The sequence below is a fragment of the Catenulispora sp. GP43 genome (assembly GCF_041260665.1).
Lineage (GTDB): Bacteria > Actinomycetota > Actinomycetes > Streptomycetales > Catenulisporaceae > Catenulispora.
In genome coordinates, this window is sequence record NZ_JBGCCT010000008.1 from 300,186 (window position 1) to 319,319 (window position 19,134).

Consider the following 19,134-nt stretch of genomic DNA (forward strand, 5'->3'; position numbering starts at 1 on the left):
ACACCAGGGGAGAGACGGGCCCGGCTCGGCGGGATGCCGAGCCGGGCCTGTTGTTCTTCTGGCCTACCGCTTCCAGAACGGCGCGCGGCGGGGCTTGGCGGCCGGCTTCAGCGACTCCAGGAACGCGATGGCGCTGCCGCGGCGCTCGTCGACCGGCTTGTCGGAAGCGGTCAGAGTGGTGAGGAGTTCGGCGATCTCCTCGGCGTGTGTGCCCGGGGCGAGCTCTCGCAGCTCGGCGGCGAACTCGGCCAGCAGCTCCTCCTGGACCTCGGCGGTGTCGTTCTCGGCGGCGGTCAGGCGGGCGAGCCAGGTCGTCGCGAGGGTGCCGAGGTCGAGGGCCCCGGGGAACGCGACCTGGTCCAGCGTCATCTTCAGCGACTCCTCCGCGAAGGCGGGCTCCTTCGCCAAAGGCAGCGGCACCTGCCCCCTTGGGGGCGACGCCGGCATCGGCGCGCTGGGAGACGGCAGCGGGGCGCCGAAGCCGGGCGCGCCGCCGGGACCCGCCGGGCTCGCCATGGGCGCGGCGTGCCGGACGCGGATGGATCGGCTGGACACGACCAGATCGTCCAGATCGTCGCTGAGCGCCGAGGCCATGGACAGGCTCGCGTCCCAGCCGTCGGGAAGGTCGACCGGCTGCGTGACCTGCTTGAGGGTGCCGCCCTTGTTCACCACCCGGGTGTCGACCACCACGAAGGCGGTGAAGCGGGACAGCACACTGTGGTCCACCGAGGTCGCGACGATCGCCTGTTCGATCTCGGCCTGCCCGTCGTAGGTCGAGAGGTAGCGGTCCTCCAGGTCGCGGATGCGGCCGCGGGCCCAGAACTGCGCCAGGCCGGCGTCGGCGGCCTCGACGGCGGGCACGCGCGTGTTCCAGGCGGAACCGTCGGCAGCGGTGCCGGTGATGACGATGGTGGGGGAGCCGATGGTGGGGGAGTCGCTGGATTCGGCACCATCGCCGACCGCGGTCTCCGTCCCGCTGAACCGCCCCGCCACCACCAAAGGCGCCCCGACGAACAGATCCGGAAGCCGCGCCGGCGTCACCGAGTCCTGATCCACCACCAGGCCGCCGGCCCCGGCCAGCCGCAGTCCGGTCACCAGCGGCGTGCCGATGCGCCGGTGGATGGCGTCCATCGCCTCGTCCAGGCGGTCCTCGGACTCCACCAGCTCGCAGTGTCCGCCGCCGAGCGTGGCCAGCCGGCGCAGGAATCCGGCGTTGACCGCGCTGTCGATGCCGACCGTGTGGACCCGGATGTGCTTGAGCTTGCGGCCCAGGGACTTCAGCATCCCGTCCTCGTTGCCGACCTGGCCGTCGGTCACCAGGATCAGGACCCTGTCGCGATCCGTGCCGTCGCCGGTCAGCAGGTCGGCGGCCTGGTGCAGCGGCGTCTCCATCTCGGTGCCGCCGCGCGCGTCGACGGCGGCCAGGTGCTGCACGGCGCGGAAGCGGTGGCGGTCGGTGGCCTCGGACAGGCCGGAGGTGAGCCCGTCGGGGACGTCGATCTCGTCGTCGAAGGTCAGCACCGAGAACCGGTCGGCGGCGGTCAGCGTGTCGACGATGCGGGCCGCGGAGCGGCGGGCCGCCGCCATCTTCCAGCCGCTCATGCTGCCGGAGCGGTCCAGGACCAGCGCCACGTCGCGGGGCCGGACGGCGCCGGTCGGCTCGGGCGGCAGGACGGTCAGCAGGAACGTGCCGGCCGGACCCTGCTCGTCCCGGGCCACCGCCAGCGACGTCGCCGCCGCCGAACCGCCGTAGGCCAGGCGCAGCACGAAGTCGCGGTCGGCGCGCGCGCCCGGGTCCAGGCGCACCAGGTAGCGTCCGGCGTCGGGCTCCTCGACGCTCACCCCGTGCAGACTCGACGTCAGCCCGGTCAGCGGCAGCTCCACCGGGTCCACCGCCACCTCGATCGAGAGCCGCACCGGATTCGGGAAGCCGGGCAACAGGATCGGCGGGCTGATGCGGGAGGCGTCGGGCACCTGGTCGGTGTCGTCCGCGGTCCCGCTGCCCACCTGCTCGCCGGGCAGTCCGGCGCCGGGGACGTAGCGGGGCGCGACCACCAGCGGGAAGCGGAACGTGGCCTGGCCGTCCTCGTACGGCAGCCGGCCCGACAGCGTCGTGCGCACCACCACGCGCTCCCCGGGCATGATGTTGCCGACCCGCAGGGTGAACACCCCCGGCCGCTCCTCCTCGGCGATCGAGGCGCGCTTGCCCTCGGCGATCGCCGCGTCGTAGTCGGCGCGCGCCGCCTCCCGCTCCTTCACCACGCCCTCGACCACGCGGTCCGCGGCCTCCATCCGCAGCCGGGTCACCGCCGCGCGGTCCGGGAGCGGGAAGATGTACGTGGCCTCCAACGGCACGTCGTACGGGTTGCGGAAGCCCTGCGCGAGCTCGGTGCGCACCGCCAGCCCGGCCACGTGGGAGCGCACCTCGATCAGCTCCAGCGGGAGGTTCCCGCGCTCGGTCCGCAGCGCCCCGAGGCCGCCCTCGGGCTCGGGCCGCGGCGCTTCCTCGACGACCTCGACGACACCAGTGCGAACAGTCATATCGCTTCCCCCTCTAGGAGCAGTTGCAGGCGGTATCAGGCCTCGGCCAAGCCGAGTCGGTCCAGCAGGTCCAGCAGCGGCCGCGCCGCCTCGGCGATCGCGGCCCGTTCGGCGGCCTCCGGCGCGCGGCCGGACGGCAGGAGCAGGGTGACGCCGGAGCCCAGGCGGATGCCGTGGACGGGTGGTGCGACGTCGGTGGATGTGTTGGCGTTGGCGGATGTGGCGGTGTCGGTGGATGTGTTGGCGTTGGCGGATGTGGCGGTGTCGGTGGATGTGTTGGTGTCGGCGGATGTGACGGGCGAGCCTGATCCGGGTGCTGATCCCGCGGCCGCCGACGGCGCCGGGGACGTGACCCAGAACCGCTTCCTGGCCTCGGGCTCCGAGCTCGCCCCGGGGCTGGCGGGTGCCGGCTCGTCCGCCGCCTCCACCTGGGCCAGCAGCGCGTCCAGGTCGGCGGGCAGCATGGCGATCTCCTCGACCGCGGACTCATCCGCCCCGAGCAGCCGCTCCTGCACCGCCGCCACCGTCAGCCCGCTCGCCTGCAGCCGCTTGATCGCGACCAGCTGCGCCAGGTGCGACCGGTCGTACAGCGCGGTCCGGCCGCGCATCGCCGCCGGACGGCCGAGCAGGCCGATGGAGGTGTACCAGCGGATGGTCCGCACGTCGGGCACCTCCCTGATCCGGCCGTTGGGTTGGGTCGGTGACGCGTCCGTCAGCGCCGCCGCGGCCAGCCGTGCCAGCCGGTCGATGGTCCATGCCGCCGAGTCACCGTTCACGGGACCTATAGTGACACTGTCATATGACAGTGTCAACGTGTCGGGGGATCGTTGATCCGGCGGTAGGGCGCTGATACGGTCCCGCGTGTGGTCGTGAGTCCTCGGTACCGTGCGCCGGTGCTGCTTGCCGCCGCCGCTGTCGTCGCTGTCGTCGGCGCGGCGCTGGCCGCCGCCGGTCCTTTCGCGGCGCCGGCCTCGGCGGCCTCGGCGTCAGGGACGGCCGCGGTGCCGCCCCCGCCGAGCGTGGACGTCGCCTCCTACGTGCTCGTGGACTACGACACCGGCCAGATCCTCGCCGAGCAGGACCCGCACCGCACGCTGTACCCGGCCAGCACGCTCAAGGTCCTGACCGCCGACACCCTCATCCCGCGCCTGGACCCGTCCCGCCGGATCATCCCGCAGGCCGCCGACTTCGCCGCCGAGCCCGACGGCAGCGTGGTCGGCATGACCGCGGGCGTCACCTACACCGTGGCCGACCTGTGGCGCGCGACGTTCGTGGAGTCGGCCAACGACGCCGTCGCCGAACTGGCGCACCTGTCCGGGGGCCTGAACGCCACGGTCGCGGCGATGCGCCACGAAGCCCAGACCCTCGGCGCGCACGACACCACGGTCGTCGACGCGGACGGCTACGACCAGGACGGCCAGCTCACCAGCGCCTACGACCTGGCCCTGTTCGCCCGTGCGGGGCTGCGCCTGTCGGCCTTCCGCGGCTACTGCGACCTGAAGCAGACCACGTTCCCCGGGCCCAAGGGCACGACCCTCACGCTCACCAGCCACGACCCGATGGTCAAGGACTACCCGGGCATGATCGGCATCAAGGGCGGCCTGACCACCAAGGCCGGCCACACCTACGTCGGCGCCGCGACCAGGAACGGGCACACGGTCGTCGAGACCCTGATGCTCGGCGGCACGGACATCTTCGACCAGGCCTCGAAGTTGATGGACTGGGCTTTCCAGGCCGACGGGCAGGTCGCGCCGGTGGGGACGCTCGGGGGCGCTTCCGGTTCCGGGTCGAAGCCTTCGCCGACGCCCAGCCCCACACCCACACCCACGCCTTCGCCGACACCGTCACCCACTCCGACTCCGATGCCGACTCCGACTCCGGCGTCAGTGACAGCGTCGCCGACACTGTCAGATTCAGATACAGACAGCGGAACCGGCCAGACGCCCACCGCGCCGGGGACGGCCACCCTCCGGTATACGGGCTCGAACAACCCCATCGCCGCCGCACGATCGCAGCCCTCTGTGACACCCTGGAAGGGCGCGGCGTGGCTGGGCGCCGCGGCGGCCGTGGCCGCGATCGCCGTGCCGGTGGGCGCGCAGGGAGCCCACCGGCGCCGGAAGCGATAGGGCGAAAACCAACGGCGCCTGGCCCCGAAGGACCGGACGCCGCTGGACGCCAGACGCCGAACGTCAGAGGTTCGCGAGCGAACCCGCTACTTCCCGTTCGCGTTGAACCCGAACACGGCCTGTCCGGCGGTGTAGTACACCTTCCCGCCGCCGGCGGTCAGCGTGGACACGATCTGCCCGGCCATCAGCGAGTTCGAGTACGACCAGTTGCACTTGCCGGTCTTGGCGTCGACCGCGTACAGCGCCAGCTTGTAGTCGGCGACGTAGACCTGGCCGTCGCCGGTGGTGCAGGCGCCGTCGACCTGGAACTGGTCGGAGTCCGGCAGCGTGGACTGCCACAGCAGCTTGCCGTTGCTGCCGTCCACCGCGACCAGGTAGCTCTCCGCGGTCACATAGACCCGGCCGCTGCCGTCGGTGAAGGGGTGGTTGGCCAGGCTGCCGCCCGTGTCGATGCTGCCGAGCTGGGTCGCCCACTTGACCTGGCCGGTGGCCGGGTCCAGCGCGGTGAGCTTGGTGCCGCCGGCGATCAGCATGTTGTCAACGTAGGCGAAGGGGTCCGACCCGGCGCTGCCCATGGTCGCGCCCTTCTGGGTGACCTGCCAGACCTTGGTGCCGGTGGTGGCGTCCAGGCACGTGATCGTGGCGTCGGTGTCGGCGCTGGTGGAGTCGCGCGCGGTGAAGATGTACTTGCCCGACGGCGGCACGTGGATGGCGCCGATGTCGGCGTTGTTCTGCTTCCACACCATCTTGTGGGTGTTCTTGTCCACCGCGAACAGGCCGTCGCCCTGCACGTTGACGTTGGCCGTGACGATGATCAGGTTGCCGATGACGCCGGCCACGCCCTGCGCCTGCCAGTTGCGGTCGAACTGCGCCAGCTGCCACAGGACCTTGCCGGTCTGGATGTTGATCGCGAACAGCGGGTCGCCGCCGTTGGGGTCCAGACCGGTGGTGTAGACCGTGGTGCCGTCGGTGTCCATCGCGGTCAGGATGCCGATGGTGCCGCTGCCGCAGGCGATGTCGGGCCACTTGGTCTTGCCCTGGCTGTTCAGGCCGTGGGTGTTGTTCACGCCCTCCAGCAGCACCACGTCCTGGCCGATCGCGCTGGCGTAGATCTGGTCGTTGGTGGTCTGGTTCCAGGCCGGGTTCGCCTGCGGGGCGCCGCTCAGCGAGCCCGAAGGGGCGGAGTTCGGGTCCTGCAACGTCTGGTTGCCCTGGGTGGTCGGCACGCCGCCGGAGGAGGCGTTGGTGGGCCCGGGGGCGCCGCTGGTGCTCGACCCGTTGTTGACCGGCAGGGTGCCGCCGGTGGTGCTGCCGGCCTGCTTGTCGGAACCGCCGGTCAGGGCTATCGCGGCGCCGCCGCCGCCGAGGACCACCACGCCGCCGCCGATGACGCCGAACAGCGCGCGGCGGCTCAGCTTGCCGGCGCCGTTGGGGTTGGGGCCGGGGTACTGCTGCTGGGGGCCGGAGTTCGGGCCGGGGCCGGGGCCGTAGGGGCCGACGCCCATCATGCCGCTCTGCGCGGTCGGGGCGTAGGCCGGGGTGAAGGTGCCGTTGCCGTGCGGGGGAGTGCCGCCGCCCTTATAGGCCGGCGGGCCGTACGGCGGGGTGTTCGGGCCCACGTGCCCGGTCGGCCCGGAGGTGACGCCCATGTGCGTCATCACGCTGCTGGCCTGCACGATCGCGTCGGTGTAGTGCGGGGGCAGCCAGCCGCCGGCGGTCGGCGCAGGGGCGTTGGCGTCCAGGTATTCCAGGATCTGCTGCGTGGTGGGCCGGCGGGCCGGCTCCTTGTGCAGACACGCCGAGATCATGTCGCGCAGAGAGTCCGGGACACCGGTGATGTCCGGCTCCTGGCTCACCACGCGGTACAGCAGCGCCGGCGTCGGCCCGTCCCCGAACGGGCTGCGCGCGGTCGCGGCGTACACCAGGGTGGCGCCCAGGGAGAACATGTCGGTCTCCGGGCCCACGCGCACGCCCGAGGCCTGCTCCGGCGACATGAAGCCGGGCGAGCCCATCACGGTGCCGGCGGTGGTCAGCGCGGTGCCCTCGGTGGCGCGGGTGATGCCGAAGTCGATGACGTACGGGCCGTCCAGCGCCAGCAGCACGTTGGCCGGCTTCAGGTCGCGGTGGATGATCCCGGCGCGGTGGACCGCGGTGATGGCCTCGGCCAGACCCGCGGTCAGGGTGCGGAGAGCGGGCTCGGGCAGGGCGCCGAAGCGGCTGACCGCGTCGCCCAGCGAGATGCCGGCGATGAACGCGGTGGCGAACCAGGGAATGGGCGCTTCGGTGTCGGAGTCCACGACCGCCGCGGTGAACGCGCCGGAGACGGACTTCGCGGCCTCGATCTCGTTGCGGAAGCGCTGACGGAACTGTGCGTCGTCGGCCAGTTCGGGCCGCACCGCCTTGACCGCCACCGTACGGCCGCCGGTCGAGCGGCCGAGATACACCTTCCCCATGCCGCCGCTGCCGAGCACGCCGAGAATGGCATATGGACCGATGCGTGTCGGATCCCCCGATTCCAGCGGTTGCATTCGCTGACCCCCATCAAGAACTCGTTAGTCGACTGCCCGAACCGGGACAGCAGGATAGGGCTTCCGCCTGGAAGGATTCACCCCAGCCCCCGCACAAACCGTAGCTTGTTTTCGTGATAGAGCGTCAACGTATTGCAGAAGTGCCTATAGGGAACGCGGCCTCAGCCTGTTGTCAGTCTGGCGCCCCGGGTGCTGACGCGGTGTCAAGGCCCGGACACCAGGTCACGGGCGGGTCGGGGAGCCGCGGGTAACGGTTTGGGATCGTTTCCGGCCACGGCCGTCCGTGGTCGGTCGCGTCCGGGGGATTCGCCGGTGTTCACCCGGTTTCGCCCACCGCGGCCGGTCCGGGCCGGTCCGAGCGCGGCCGAGTCGGGCCCAGCCGGGGCCGAGCAGGCCGTAGATCGGACGTAGACGCCGGCTGTGGCAGGCTGGGCAAACCGTTCGCCCCCTGGAAGGAACACGATGGCCACCCGGCGTCACCCCGCCCTGCCGAGGCTCGCGCTCGCCGCCGCCCTCGGCGCCACCGCGCTGGCCACCACCGCCGCCGTCACCGAGCACCCCACCTCGCGTACGGCGGCCGGCTCGCACACCGCCTCCGGCTTCCCCAGCAGCTACGGCGATGTCAAGGACTGGAACACGATGGTGCCGGAGGGCGATCACCCGGCCCAGTCCTGAGCGGCGCGGTACGACGGCCGCCCCGGTGGACACGGCCCACCGGGGTCCTCCCGGGGCGGTCGCGGGCGGCGCATCGCTGTCGACAGCAGCGGTGAGGCCCGCATCGTGGCGGGCGGTGGCGTGCTGTCGAGAGCTGTCGAGGACTGTCGGACCGCGTCAGTCCTGAGCCGCGTCAGTCCTGAGGCGCGTCCAACTCCGCGAGCAGCGCCCGCACCGCGCGCTGGTCCGGGACGCGGCCGTCGGCCTCGAACTCGGCCAGCGCGGCGTGCGCGTGGTCGCGGGCCGATTCGTCGGCGCCGAGCGTGTGCAGCGCCTTGGCCAGCTGGAAGCGGGCGCGGGCGGCACGGTCCAGGGCGCCCAGGGTGCTCCAGTCGGCCGCGGCCGTCTGGAAACGCTCCGCCGCCTCGGCCGGGCGGTCCAGCGCCGCCAGCGCCAGCCCGCTGACATACCGGGTCTGCGCCGCCGAGGCCGCGTCGCCGCGCTCGTGCGCCGAGGCGAGCAGGCCCTCGCAGTCGGCGAGCACTTCGGCGGCGCGGCCGGCGCGCAGGCGGGAAACCGCCATGTTCAACAGCGAGCTCGCCTCGCCGCTGCGGTGCCCGAGGGCCCGGGCCAGCGCCACCGCCTCGCCGAACAGGCCCGCGGCCTCGTCGTACGCGCCGCGGCCGTGCGCGATCACGCCCAGGTCGTTCAGCACCTGGCGGGCGATCACCGGGTCCTCGGCCAGGGTGCACAGCTCCAGCGCCCAGCGGCCGTGCTGCGAGGCCTCGTCCGGCCGGCCCGCCGCCAGCGCCGTGTTCCCGGCCAGGAACCAGGCCCGGCCCTGGGCGCGCACGTCCCCGGCACGCTTGGCGGCGCGCGCCAGGTCCTGCACCGCCGTCCGGGTCCGGCGCCCCCACGGCCCCGGTCCGAACGGGCTCAGCGCTATCAGCAGGTTGATGGCGGCGGGGACCAGGTTCCGGTACTCCCCGGTCAGCGGGCCCTCGGCCAGCGCCTCGGCCGCGATCCGGGCCGTCAGCTCCGCGGCCGTGGCCGCCTCGCCGCGGGCCCAGGCCTGCGCGGCTGCCGGGGAGTCGACCTGGAACTCCCCGACGCCCTGCGGCGCCAGCGTCTCGCGGATCGGGTCCCCGGGCACCACCGCCTCGAACGCCGCGCACGCCCCGGCCAGCAGGAAGCGCAGCAGGCACGAGCGCGCCCGCAGCGCTTCGGCCGCCGCGCGCCCGGGATCCCCGGCCGCGCCGTGCGCGAAGTCCCGCAGCAGGCTGTGATGCCGGTAGCGGTGTTCGGCCGGCGATTCCAGCATCGCCACGTCGACCAGCGATTCCAGCACCGCCTCGGCCTCGGCCACCGGGAGCTCCAGTACGGCCGCCGCGGCGCCCAGCCCGATCTCCGCCGCCTCGACCGCGCCCAGCAGCCGGAACGCCCGCGCCTGCGCGGCGGTGAGCTGCTGGTATCCGACCTCGAAGGCCGGGGCCACCGCCAGCTCGCCGATGCGCAGCTCGCGCAGCCGGGACCGCTCGTCGGCCAGCCGCCCGGCCAGCGAGGCCACGGTCCAGGCCGGCCGCGCGGCCAGGCGCGCGGCCACGATCCGCACCGCCAGCGGCAGCCGCCCGCAGGCGGTGACCAGCGCCCGGGCCGCCTCGGGCTCGGCCTGCGGACGCTCGGGGCCGGCGACCCGGGCCAGCAGGCCCAGCGCCTCGGCGTCGTCGAACACGTCCAGCCACACCTGCGCCGACTTCGGCAGCGCGACCAGCCGGGCCCGGCTGGTCACCAGCACCGCGCAGCCGCCGGCCCCCGGAAGCAGCGGCCTGACCTGCGCGGCGTTGGCCGCGTCGTCGAGCACGATCAGCAGCCGCCGGCCGTCGAGCACGGTGCGGAACAACGACGCGCGCGCCGCGGTGCCCTCCGGGATCTGCTCGGCCGGCACCCCGAGCGCGTGCAGGAAGTCCTCCAGCACGGCCTGCGGCGGGACCGGCGAGGCGCCGGTGCCGCGCAGGTCGGCGAAGAGCTGGCCGTCGGGGAAGGCGGGGCGGGCGCGGTGCGCGACGTGCAGCGCCAGGGTGCTCTTGCCGACGCCGCCCATCCCGGCCACGGCCAGCACCGTCGGGGCGGCGCCGTTGCCGCCGGCGCCGTCGGCCAGTTCCGCGCCGAGCCGTTCGGCCAGCGGGCCGCGGCCGACGAAGTCCGGTTCGGCCGGGGGCAGCTGCGCCGGACGCGGGACGCTCGGTTCGGCCGGGGCCGGGGCCGGCCCGGTCGCGAGCCCGGTGGAGAGCCCGGCCGGAAGCACAGCGGATCCCGTGGATCCAGCGGCTCCCACAGCTCCCGCAGCTCCCGCGGCTCCCGGCGGCCGGATCGCCGAGGCCGCCGACCCTGATATGCCCGATATCCCGGCTATCCCGGCTATCCCGGCTATCCCCGCTATCGTCGCTGTCCCCGGTGCGCCATGCGGCCCCGGCATCCCGCCGGCCAGCACCTCGGCGTGCACCGCCCGCAGCTCCGCGCCCGGCTCCACCCCGAGCTCGTCGATCAGCAGCCGCCGCGCCGCGGTGAACGCAGCCAGTGCGTCGGCCTGCCGCCCGGACTGCGACAGCGCGCGCATCAGCAGCGCGTACAACCGCTCGCGCAGCGGGTGCTCATCGCTGAGCGCCCGCAGCTCCGGCACGCACGAGGCCCCGCGTCCCAGCTCCACGTCCAGCGCGATCCGCCGCTCCACCAGGCTCAGCCGCAGCTCGGCGAAGCGCCGCCGCTGCCGTTCGGCGAACGGGCCCGGCACCCCGGCCAGCGGCACCCCGGTCCACAGGTCCACGGCGCGGCGGAGCAGCTCCCGGGCCTGCTCCGGCGCGCCGGCCGCGCCGGCCTTGTCCGCCTCGGCGGCCCAGCGCTCGGCCTGTTCGGCGTCGACCGGCGGGCTGTCCTCGGACCGGCCGGGCCACTCGGGCCACTCCGTCCATTCGGTCCACTCCGGCGCCGCGGGACGGGCGAGCCCGTTCGGCGCGGCGAGCGCGGAGCCAGTGCCGGCTCCGGCTCCGGCTCCGGCTCCATGATCGTGAGCCAGCCCGATCGAGGGCAGGGCCAGGCGATAGCCGCCGGCCAGCGAGACCAGCACCTCGGAGGCGGCGCCGTCGGCGGCGTTCGGATCCAGCACCCGCCGCCAGCGCCACGCGTACGTCCGCAGGATCGAGCGCGCCCGGCTCGGCGGCTGGTCGCCCCACAGGGCGTCGATCAGCTCCGCCGAACTCGCGGTCCGCCCCGGCAGCAGCAACAGCGCGGCCAGCATGGCCTGCTGCTGCGGGCTGCCCGTGGCCAGTTCCTCATCGCCGCGACAGCCCCGCAGCGGGCCCAGGACCTGAAACCGGATCGCGTTCACGTTCTGACAGATCCCTGTACTTCTCTTGGTGCCCCGCCCGGAGCTGGTTTTGATCAGCGAATACAGCTCAGGCTAAGAGGGTCGGCCCGGCGCGGGCAAGAGACAGTGATCATCAAGGTCGGCCAGGTGCACCGGACCTCTCAAGCGCTTGTCACTCCGGTGGGCCCGGGGGCCCAGTGTGCCGCGGCGCGCCCGGCGCCACCGGCAGGACCACTGGCAGGACCATCGGCAGGACCACCGGCGCGGCCATCGGCGCGGACTCGGCCGCCTCGGCCGGCGCGGGTTCGTCGTCGAGCACCGGGCGCAGCAGCTCGGTGTACCGGTCCAGGGCGGCGAACAGCACCCGCAGCGGTACGTCCGGGCGCACCGCGCGGTCGATGAGCTCTTCGAGCTCGGCCCGGCCCATGGCGGCGATGGCCGCTTCCCTGATCTCCACGCATGGCAAACGCCGCGTGACCGTGTGCGTTACGCGCCGTTCCGCGGTTTGTTCGGCGCGACAAACGCCGGTCGCCCCGGGTTGTGGCACACACCAGCGATTAGCCCGAAAGCGTGGCGCGCTCAGCTCGAGCGCGCCCCAGCCTGCGGCACTGTGTAAGGCGCCTGTTGTTCCCACTCACGGATTGTCCGATAGTCGCACTCGATCTCCGCCGGGTCCGCAGAGCTCAGATAGACGAAGCCCGGCGCCGTACCCAGGTCGTGGGTCACCGGCAGCTCCATCCCCGCCCCCGCCACCGGCGCCACCGCGATCGCCGAGGGCAGCGCCTCCAGGAAGCCGGCCCAGCGCGCCGACGGTACGACCGTCCCGGCGTGCCGGTTGATCAGCGAGACGTAGCGGATCGGGTCCGGCCAGGGCTCCGGGAGCCGGCCGGCCCGGCGCAGCGCCTCGCCGGGGCGCAGGATGCTCTCGGCGAGCAGGCCGGCGTGCGAATAGCCGAGGAACTTCTCCGCGACCCAGGGCAGCACCCCGCCGCCGAGCCGCGCACCGGGGTCGATCAGCACCGGGCCGCGGGCGGTCAGGACCACCTCGCTGTGCGCGGCGCCGTGCCGGATGCCCAGCGCGTCCAGGGAACGCAGGACGTAGTCGTGGACCGCCCGGACTTGCGGCGAGTCCAGATCGGCGGGTTCCTCGAAGTCGAACAGCGGGGCGCCGTGCGGGGTGCGGGACTTCGTGTAGCGCCAGGTCTCGGCGATCAGGTGCATGCCGTCGATCGAGACTGTGTTCACGTAGTACTCGGGACCGGCCAGCGCCTCCTGCACCACAACGCTCTGGTTCGCGCTGCCGAAGACGTTCGCGCCGGCCAGGACCGCGCGGCACGCGTCGCGGACCTGCTCGGCAGTCGTACAGAAGCGGACGTGGTCCGATCCGGCGCTGTCCACCGGCTTCACCACCACCCCGGCCGGAACCTGAGCCCGCACCGAGGCGAACCACGCCACAGCCTCCTGCGCCGAGGTCACCGCGGTGCCCAGCGGCGCGTCCATACCGACTTCGCGCAGCCGCGCGGCCATCCGCTGTTTGTGCCGGCGCGCGCCGGCCAGGTCCGGGACGTTGCCCGGCAGCCCGGTCAGCGCCGTCAGCGCGTCGGCGGTGCCGACCCCGGACTCGTTGCCGGCCACGATCCAGTCCACGCCGAGTTCGGCCAGCCGGGTCGCCAGGCGGCCGGTGTCCCGGTCGTGGCCCAGGTCCAGGTCGTAGTCCTCGGGGCGGAATGTCGCCTCCAAGTAGGCGTTCACCATCGGCCGGCTCTTCACGTGGACGCACTCGGCGCCCCGGTCGGTCAGCTCCCGGGTCAGCCAACGGCCGCTGCCGAAGCCGTCGACGACCGCTACTCGCAGGCTCATGCCATCCCCCTCGCCGCTTCGGCCACGCGCTCGGCGCGGATCGCCTTTTGTCTGCCCGGGGAGAATGCCGGGTCGGCCTCGATGTGCCGCATCGCCGAGAACGGCAATGTGCAGATAGAGAAGTCGGCGCGGAAGGCGCGGCGGTCGGTACCGGTGCGGGTGTGGACCGTCACTGAATCAGGATCCTGGTTTTGGTGGAAGGCCGCCGGGAGCTGGTCCATGCCGCCGACGACGGTCAGGACCCCGTAGCGTTCGATCGCGGCCTCGGACAATCCCTCGGCCTTCAGGAAACCGCGGGTGGAATAGGAATTGTATTTCTGCGCGATCTCCTCGAGGGCGCCGATGCCGATCTCGGCCAGACGGTCGCGCACTTCCTCGGTGGTCTCCGCCCACAGGTCGTCGTTGGAGCGGCCGCGCTCGTGGCGGGCCAGCGGGAACACGTGGACCAGGTTCCGCGGCGGCCGGGTCACGAGGTGGCTCCGTCGGGGAGGTGGGCGTTCGAGGGGCTGTTCGCCTTCTGGCGATCGGGAGTGGCATCGGCAGCGGGTCGCGTTTCGCCGAGCCCTGAGGCCCGCTCGCTGAACCCTGAGATCCGCTCGCCGACCGCGCTCACGGCCCCGAGCGCCGCGCAGATCGCCACACCGGTGAGGATCGCGGCGCCGGCGGAGACGTGGTCGACCAGCACCGCCGCCACAGCCGCGGTGATGGAGTAGCCGATGCCCTGGATCGAGTACATGAGCGAGTAGGCGGCGGTCTGCGCCTCGTCGGGCAGCGCCGAGCGCAGGCTCAGGCCGCGGGTGATCATCACCACCGGCTGCAGGCACCCGGCCAGGAGGAACCCGGCGACGATGCCCGGCAGGTCCGGCACCAGCGCCTCGACCGAGACCGCGCCGGCGGTCGCGGCCAGGAACAGCATGCTGTGCCGCCGTGCCGAGCCGGGCCAGGTGCGCAGGCCGTACAGGAACGAGCCGAGCGTGGACAGCGCGCCGAAGGCCACCAGCAGCACGCCGGCCAGGCCGACGGCCGCGTGCCGGGACTGCAAAAGCGGCGGCAGATCGAGCTCGGCGACGGCGCTGAGCGACATCGCGGCGGCGGCGGTGACGTAGATCGGCCAGCCGGAGACCAGGACCCGCGCCGCCGGACGCCTCGGCCGCGACTCCTCCGCATCGGGACGCAGCGCCCTGAGACCGAGCGCGGCCAGCGCGGCCCCGGCCATCGACGCCGCGCACAGACCCAGCGGCGCCCGCGCCGAGACCCGCAACGCCAGCAGCACCACCACACCGGGCGCGGCCATCCAGATCAGCTCGGTCAGGACGGAGTCGGCACTGAGCGCCTCGGGCAGATCGGCCTCGGCGACGCTGCCGGTGAGCACGCTGCGCAGCGCCCCGGGCGCCACCGCCGGAGCGGCCCCGGCCACGAACGCCCCGATGCCGAGCACCGCGGTCGGCGCGTGCGGATCGGCGAACACCACCCCGAACCCGACGGCCCCGACGGCGATCCCCGCCACCAGGTTCAGCCGCATCCGGTGCGGCGGCAGCAGCGTCCCCAGCAACCCGGAACCCACCACCTCGCCGACCACGTACACCGCCGCGAGCGTCCCGCCCTCGGTGTACCCGCCGGCCGAACCGCGGCCGAGGAACACCATCGCCATGGCAGCCATCGCCACCGGCAGCCGCACCAGCGTGGAGGCCACAACCCACCCGAGCAGCCGCGGAGTCAGGACCATGCGATAGCTCATGACGCGCCCACCCCGCCCCGGTCGACGAGCCGCCGGTAGCCGGCGTGGACACCTGCCAGCGCCTGGTCCAGGACGCGCAGGCCGTCGGGGCTCAGGACGGACTCGGGGTGGAACTGGCAGGTCCACAGGCCTGGGCGGCGCAGGGCGTAGACCTCGCCGGTGGCCGGGTCGCCGCTGATCGCCACCTCCGCCTCGCGCTGGGCTGCCGGCTTCGATATCGGGGCGAGTGCGTCGCCGGCGCTGAATCCGATCAGTCTGTCCCGAGCCTGGAACGTGTCCAGGTCGCGGTATGCCGCGAAGGAGTTATAGAACCCGACCCGCACCGTCTCCCCGAACACCTCGATCCGCCGCTGCGACCCCTGCCGGGGCCGGGGCAGCGGCCGCACCGGCAGGCCGAGCCGCAGCGCCACCACCTGGTGCCCCAGACACAGCCCGAGCAGCGGTTTGCCGGCGGCGAGCAGCCGCTCGGCCAGCCCGGCCAGGCGCAGCATCTTCGGGTCGTCGTCGCGGCGGGGGTCGCCGGGGCCGGGGCCGAGGACCACCAGGTCGGCGGCGTCCAGGTCCAGGGGCTCGTCGAACCGGCTGACCGTCGCCGACAGGCCCAGGGCGCGCAGCTGGTGCGCCAGCATCGCGGTGAAGGAGTCCTCGGCGTCGATGATCGTCGCGCGCAGGCCGGTCGGGGACGGGGCCGGGCGGGCGGCCCCGGCCAGCCAGAACGTCGCCAGTCCGTCGTTGCGGCGGGCCAGCGACCGGCGGATCGCCGGGTCCGTGCCCAACTCCACCACGGCCTCGGCGTGGCCCGCCGCGCCGCGCCTGGCGCCCGAGCGCAGCGCCGCCAGCAGGCCGGCCGCCTTGCCGACGGTCTCGGCGGCCTCGGCGTCGGGGTCGGAGTGCCGGACCACCGTCGAGCCGACCGTCAGGGACAGCACGCCGGCGCGCGTGATCCGCGCCGTGCGGATCAGGATCGAGGAGTCCAGCGTCGGCCGGCCCGCCTTGTCCGCGCCGAACAGCGCCACCACGCCGCCGTAGTACCCGCGGCCCTGCTTCTCGCGGCGGGCGATCACGCGGAACGCGCTCGCCAGCGGGCTGCCGGTCACGGCCGGGGAGAACAGGGTCCGCCGGAGCACCTCGCGGGTCGGCAGGGTGGTCGCGCCCTCGATCAGGTACTCGGTGTGTGCCAGGTGCCCCATCGGCTTCAGGAACGGGCCGAGCGCGCGGCCGCCGCCGTCGCAGACCTCGGCCATCATCTTCAGCTCCTCCTCCAGGACCATGGCCAGTTCCTCGGTCTCCTTGCGGTCGTCCAGGAACGCCGCCACCGCCTGCCGGTCCGGGCCCGCGGGGCCGAACACGTGCGTGCCGCTGATCGGGTTCATCACCGCCACGCCGTCGTCCACCGACACCTGCCGCTCCGGGCTGGCGCCGACGAACGTGTCCTCGCCCAGGTGCACCAGGAACGTCCAGTACGCGCCGGTCTCGGAGGTCAGCAGGTTCCGGAACAGCGCCGCAGCTTTAACCCGCGAGTAGTCCTGCACGCAGGCCACATACGTGCGCGGCACGACGAAGTTCGACCCCTCACCCCGGCCGATCTCCTGGTCCTGCACGAGCCGCACGCACTTGCTGTAGTCCTCGTCGCTGACGTCGAACCCGACCTCGTCGAGCCGGATGTCCGCCGCCGGCAGCGCCGCGATGACCGCGTCCCGGTCGATCGCCTCCGCGTGCCGCACCCGCAGCGCCACCAGCTCCGCGCCGTCGTCGGCGACCGCGAACCCGCGCTCGGCGATCTGCCGGAACGGGATCACGGCCAGCAGATCGTGGCGCGCGCCATCGCCATCGCTGTCGCCGGCCGCGCAGGCGCCGGGCGTCGAGGGCAAGACCAGCAAGGTCTTGGCGCCCACCAGGTCGCCGGTCAGCAGCTCCACCTTCGCCCCGCCGTCGCTGTGGCGCTCGGGCCGGTACAGCAGCGCGAACGGCGGCGCGTCAGGCCTCAGACAATCCCTCAGGCAATCGCTCAGGCGATCCGTCGGCGCGCTCATCGGGCCGCCTCCGCGAGCGCTCGCAGTAACCGGTCCGTGGTGGGCGTGGCCGCACAGGACTCGGCCGCCATCGCCAGCGCCAGACGGTGCTTCTCGGCGCTGAAATCGGCGACGGCGTCGGCGGCCAGGAACGCCTGCACGTCCCGGCTGAAGGCGTCCACGCAGCTGGTCAGGCACCCGATGTGGGCGAAGACCCCGCACACGATCAGCTGGTCGCGCCCGGTCTGCCAGAGCACGTCGGCCAGCGGCGTGCGGTGGAAGGCGCTGTAGCGCCACTTCGTCAGGACCCGGTCGCCGGGCTTCGGCGCGAGCTCGGGCACGATCGCGCGGTCGGCCTCCACGGCGCCCATGCCCGGGCCCCACAGCTCGGCCAGCAGCCCGCGCTGGCGCGGGCTCATCGCCCCGGGCTGCGCGGTGTAGACCACGGGGACCCCCAGATCCGCACACGCCTCGCGCAGCCGGACGGCGTTCCTCAGCACCGTCTCCAGCGGCTCCCGCCCGGCCGGGAAGAACCGCAGGAAGTACTCCTGCATGTCATGGATCAACAACACGGCACGGCCCGGATCGGCGCTCCACGCGGCGCGTTGCACGGGCAGCTCGCTCTCGGTGGGTACCGGATAGGGCTCGATGGGATCGATTCCGGACGCGGTCACTCGCTGATCCCCCTCCGACGCGACCCGGGGTGCGCCAGTGGTCTGTCAGTGGTCTGCCAATGGTCTGGACCACCTGCACCCTTCTTCCGTCTCAGGACTCTAAGGAAGATCGCAGGGCCCTCACACCCACCCGTTCGGGTAGGTGATCAAGCACTGCCCACCCGGAGCGGGCGCGGCGCCGTGCCTACCCCAACGGGCAGTTGTCGGCCGCCGCCGCGTTGGCGAGGCTGATGCTCATGAGTCAGCTCATCATCGGCAACCAGCTCACCGAGGAGACCGCCGAGGGCGAAGGCGCCCTGCCGTCGGAGTACCGGCGGTTCCTGTCCGTGATCTCGCACCGCATGGTGTGGTTCGCACAGGACGGTGATGTTCTGGTCCTGCCGTCGCGCCCCGGCGAGGGGTTCCTGGCATACGTTCGGCGGGTCAACGGATTGGCGGAGGGCGAGCCGCTCATCGTGGTCCCGCAGCCGGGCCGCCAGGGTGCGGAGCTGCTCTATGACGACCGGCTCGCCGCCCCGGAGTTCGTGGCGGGTCTCCGGACGCTGATCGCAGAGCGGGGGGTGGACCGGGTCTTCCCGTTCCACCTCGGCGCGGCGGTCCTCCGCCTGGCCCGGGAAACCGGGCTGGACGGGCCGTTCGGCGGGGTGGCGTTCCTCGCTGAGCGAGGCGGCGAGCTGGTCAACAGTAAGGCGGCGTTCCGGGCGGTCGCCGCCGGGAACGCCGTCCCGATCCCCGACGGCAAGGTCTGCGTCGAGCCGGCCGAGGCCGAGGAGTTCGCATGGCCGCTGCTGGCCGGCGGGCAGTCCGTGATCGTCAAGCAGGACCTGCACGGCGGCGGCTACGGCAACGAGCTCCTGGTGCCCGCCGAGGGCGTGACCGGCGTCGGGGCCACCAACACCGTCGTGGTCCCGGACCGGGCCGCACTGGCCGCGCACCTGGTCCGCTCCTGGCCGCGCTACTCCTACGGCGGCTCCCGGCCGGTCGTCGTCGAGCACTACATCCACGACTGCGGCCAGCTCTACATCGAGTTCCGCGTGACCGCCGAGGCCGTCTCGGTCCTGGACTACGGCCAGGTGCGGATGGAACCGATCATGCACGGCCTGGTGCTGCCGCCGCCACCAGAGGAGGTGCCGGACCTGGCGGAGTTCGTCGCCGGGGCCACCCGCGTCGCGCAGGCGCTGCGCGCCGTCGGCTACCGCGGCTACGCCGGCCTGGACGCGATCGTCACCCCGGCCGGGCGCGTGCTGTTCAACGAGGTCAACGGCCGGGTCGCCGGATCCACCCACCTCGACGCCCTCGCCCGCCGCGCGGTCGGCGAGGACTACCTGACCGCCAGGGTCCTGATCTCCCGTAATCGGGTGCCCTGGCCTTCCTTCACCGAGGCCGAGGCCCTGCTGGACAAGCACGGCCTGGCCTTCGACCCGGATGAGCGCACCGGGATCCTGCTGCCCGGCGACGACGACGCCCCGGACGGCCCGACCGGCCAGTTCCTGGTCGTCGGCCGGGACCACGGGCACGCCGGCGAGCTGGAGCGGCGCGCCCTGGCCGCCTTCGGCCTGGACGGTGGCCCGGACGGTGCCCTGAACGGCGCCCTGAACGGCGCTCCGGACGGCGCCCCGAACGAAACAGAGGTCTGA

Annotated in this window: 13 protein-coding genes; 3 read left to right on the forward strand and 10 right to left on the reverse strand. The window is 73.4% G+C overall.

All coding sequences use genetic code 11. The features are described from left to right. Nucleotides 1–63 precede the first annotated feature (63 nt). Together ABH926_RS18900 and ABH926_RS18905 are read right to left on the reverse strand one after the other, a co-directional pair. Nucleotides 64–2,541, reverse strand: a complete 2,478-nt coding sequence (locus ABH926_RS18900) for a VIT domain-containing protein (protein WP_370366970.1) — start codon at nt 2,539–2,541, stop codon at nt 64–66. Between the two features lie 35 nt (nt 2,542–2,576). After that, complete coding sequence (locus tag ABH926_RS18905) at nt 2,577–3,317, reverse strand: MerR family transcriptional regulator (protein ID WP_370366971.1); 741 nt, start codon at nt 3,315–3,317, stop codon at nt 2,577–2,579. Nucleotides 3,318–3,434: 117 nt separating this feature from the next. Between ABH926_RS18905 and ABH926_RS18910 the strand changes: the two genes are divergently transcribed. Continuing rightward, nucleotides 3,435–4,667, forward strand: a complete 1,233-nt coding sequence (locus ABH926_RS18910) for a D-alanyl-D-alanine carboxypeptidase family protein (RefSeq protein WP_370366972.1) — start codon at nt 3,435–3,437, stop codon at nt 4,665–4,667. 86 nt (nt 4,668–4,753) lie between these two features. Here the strand turns inward: ABH926_RS18910 and ABH926_RS18915 are convergent, their stop codons facing one another. Beyond that, nucleotides 4,754–7,195: a PQQ-binding-like beta-propeller repeat protein gene (locus tag ABH926_RS18915; protein WP_370366973.1), complete on the reverse strand. Its 2,442-nt coding sequence runs from the start codon at nt 7,193–7,195 to the stop codon at nt 4,754–4,756. Between the two features lie 462 nt (nt 7,196–7,657). On the opposite strand from ABH926_RS18915, the gene ABH926_RS18920 reads away from it, so the two are divergent. After that, nucleotides 7,658–7,870, forward strand: a complete 213-nt coding sequence (locus ABH926_RS18920) for a hypothetical protein (protein WP_370366974.1) — start codon at nt 7,658–7,660, stop codon at nt 7,868–7,870. A 172-nt stretch (nt 7,871–8,042) separates the two neighbouring features. Here the strand turns inward: ABH926_RS18920 and ABH926_RS18925 are convergent, their stop codons facing one another. The 7 genes from ABH926_RS18925 to ABH926_RS18955 form a co-directional block, all read right to left on the reverse strand. Then, complete coding sequence (locus tag ABH926_RS18925) at nt 8,043–11,234, reverse strand: BTAD domain-containing putative transcriptional regulator (protein WP_370366975.1); 3,192 nt, start codon at nt 11,232–11,234, stop codon at nt 8,043–8,045. A 151-nt stretch (nt 11,235–11,385) separates the two neighbouring features. Next, a complete protein-coding gene (locus tag ABH926_RS18930) occupies nt 11,386–11,670 on the reverse strand; it encodes a hypothetical protein (protein ID WP_370366976.1) in 285 nt (94 codons plus the stop codon). Between the two features lie 122 nt (nt 11,671–11,792). Continuing rightward, the gene (locus tag ABH926_RS18935; RefSeq protein ID WP_370366977.1) at nt 11,793–13,073 is read right to left on the reverse strand and encodes an ATP-grasp domain-containing protein; all 1,281 of its coding nucleotides are present in this window, start codon (nt 13,071–13,073) and stop codon (nt 11,793–11,795) included. After that, nucleotides 13,070–13,513: an FAD-dependent oxidoreductase gene (locus tag ABH926_RS18940; protein ID WP_370366978.1), complete on the reverse strand. Its 444-nt coding sequence runs from the start codon at nt 13,511–13,513 to the stop codon at nt 13,070–13,072. Before ABH926_RS18940 ends, ABH926_RS18935 begins: the two co-directional genes overlap by 4 nt. Before the next feature lie 26 nt (nt 13,514–13,539). Beyond that, nucleotides 13,540–14,811: a hypothetical protein gene (locus ABH926_RS18945; RefSeq protein ID WP_370366979.1), complete on the reverse strand. Its 1,272-nt coding sequence runs from the start codon at nt 14,809–14,811 to the stop codon at nt 13,540–13,542. Next, nucleotides 14,808–16,844, reverse strand: coding sequence for an anthranilate synthase family protein (locus tag ABH926_RS18950; protein ID WP_370366980.1), 2,037 nt, complete (start codon nt 16,842–16,844; stop codon nt 14,808–14,810). Before ABH926_RS18950 ends, ABH926_RS18945 begins: the two co-directional genes overlap by 4 nt. Next, nucleotides 16,841–17,497: an isochorismatase family protein gene (locus ABH926_RS18955; RefSeq protein WP_370366981.1), complete on the reverse strand. Its 657-nt coding sequence runs from the start codon at nt 17,495–17,497 to the stop codon at nt 16,841–16,843. The genes ABH926_RS18950 and ABH926_RS18955 overlap by 4 nt, the downstream gene beginning before the upstream one ends. Before the next feature lie 236 nt (nt 17,498–17,733). Between ABH926_RS18955 and ABH926_RS18960 the strand changes: the two genes are divergently transcribed. Further along, nucleotides 17,734–19,134, forward strand: coding sequence for a peptide ligase PGM1-related protein (locus ABH926_RS18960; protein ID WP_370366982.1), 1,401 nt, complete (start codon nt 17,734–17,736; stop codon nt 19,132–19,134).

What these genes read in the sequence shown, in the direction of transcription:
- ABH926_RS18945 (WP_370366979.1), bottom strand. Translation starts at nt 14,811, where the DNA reads ATGAGCTATCGCATGGTCCTGACTCCGCGGCTGCTCGGGTGGGTTGTG.
- ABH926_RS18935 (WP_370366977.1), bottom strand. Translation starts at nt 13,073, where the DNA reads ATGAGCCTGCGAGTAGCGGTCGTCGACGGCTTCGGCAGCGGCCGTTGG.
- ABH926_RS18950 (WP_370366980.1), bottom strand. Translation starts at nt 16,844, where the DNA reads ATGAGCGCGCCGACGGATCGCCTGAGCGATTGCCTGAGGGATTGTCTG.
- ABH926_RS18915 (WP_370366973.1), bottom strand. Translation starts at nt 7,195, where the DNA reads ATGCAACCGCTGGAATCGGGGGATCCGACACGCATCGGTCCATATGCC.
- ABH926_RS18960 (WP_370366982.1), top strand. Translation starts at nt 17,734, where the DNA reads ATGAGTCAGCTCATCATCGGCAACCAGCTCACCGAGGAGACCGCCGAG.
- ABH926_RS18920 (WP_370366974.1), top strand. Translation starts at nt 7,658, where the DNA reads ATGGCCACCCGGCGTCACCCCGCCCTGCCGAGGCTCGCGCTCGCCGCC.
- ABH926_RS18900 (WP_370366970.1), bottom strand. Translation starts at nt 2,541, where the DNA reads ATGACTGTTCGCACTGGTGTCGTCGAGGTCGTCGAGGAAGCGCCGCGG.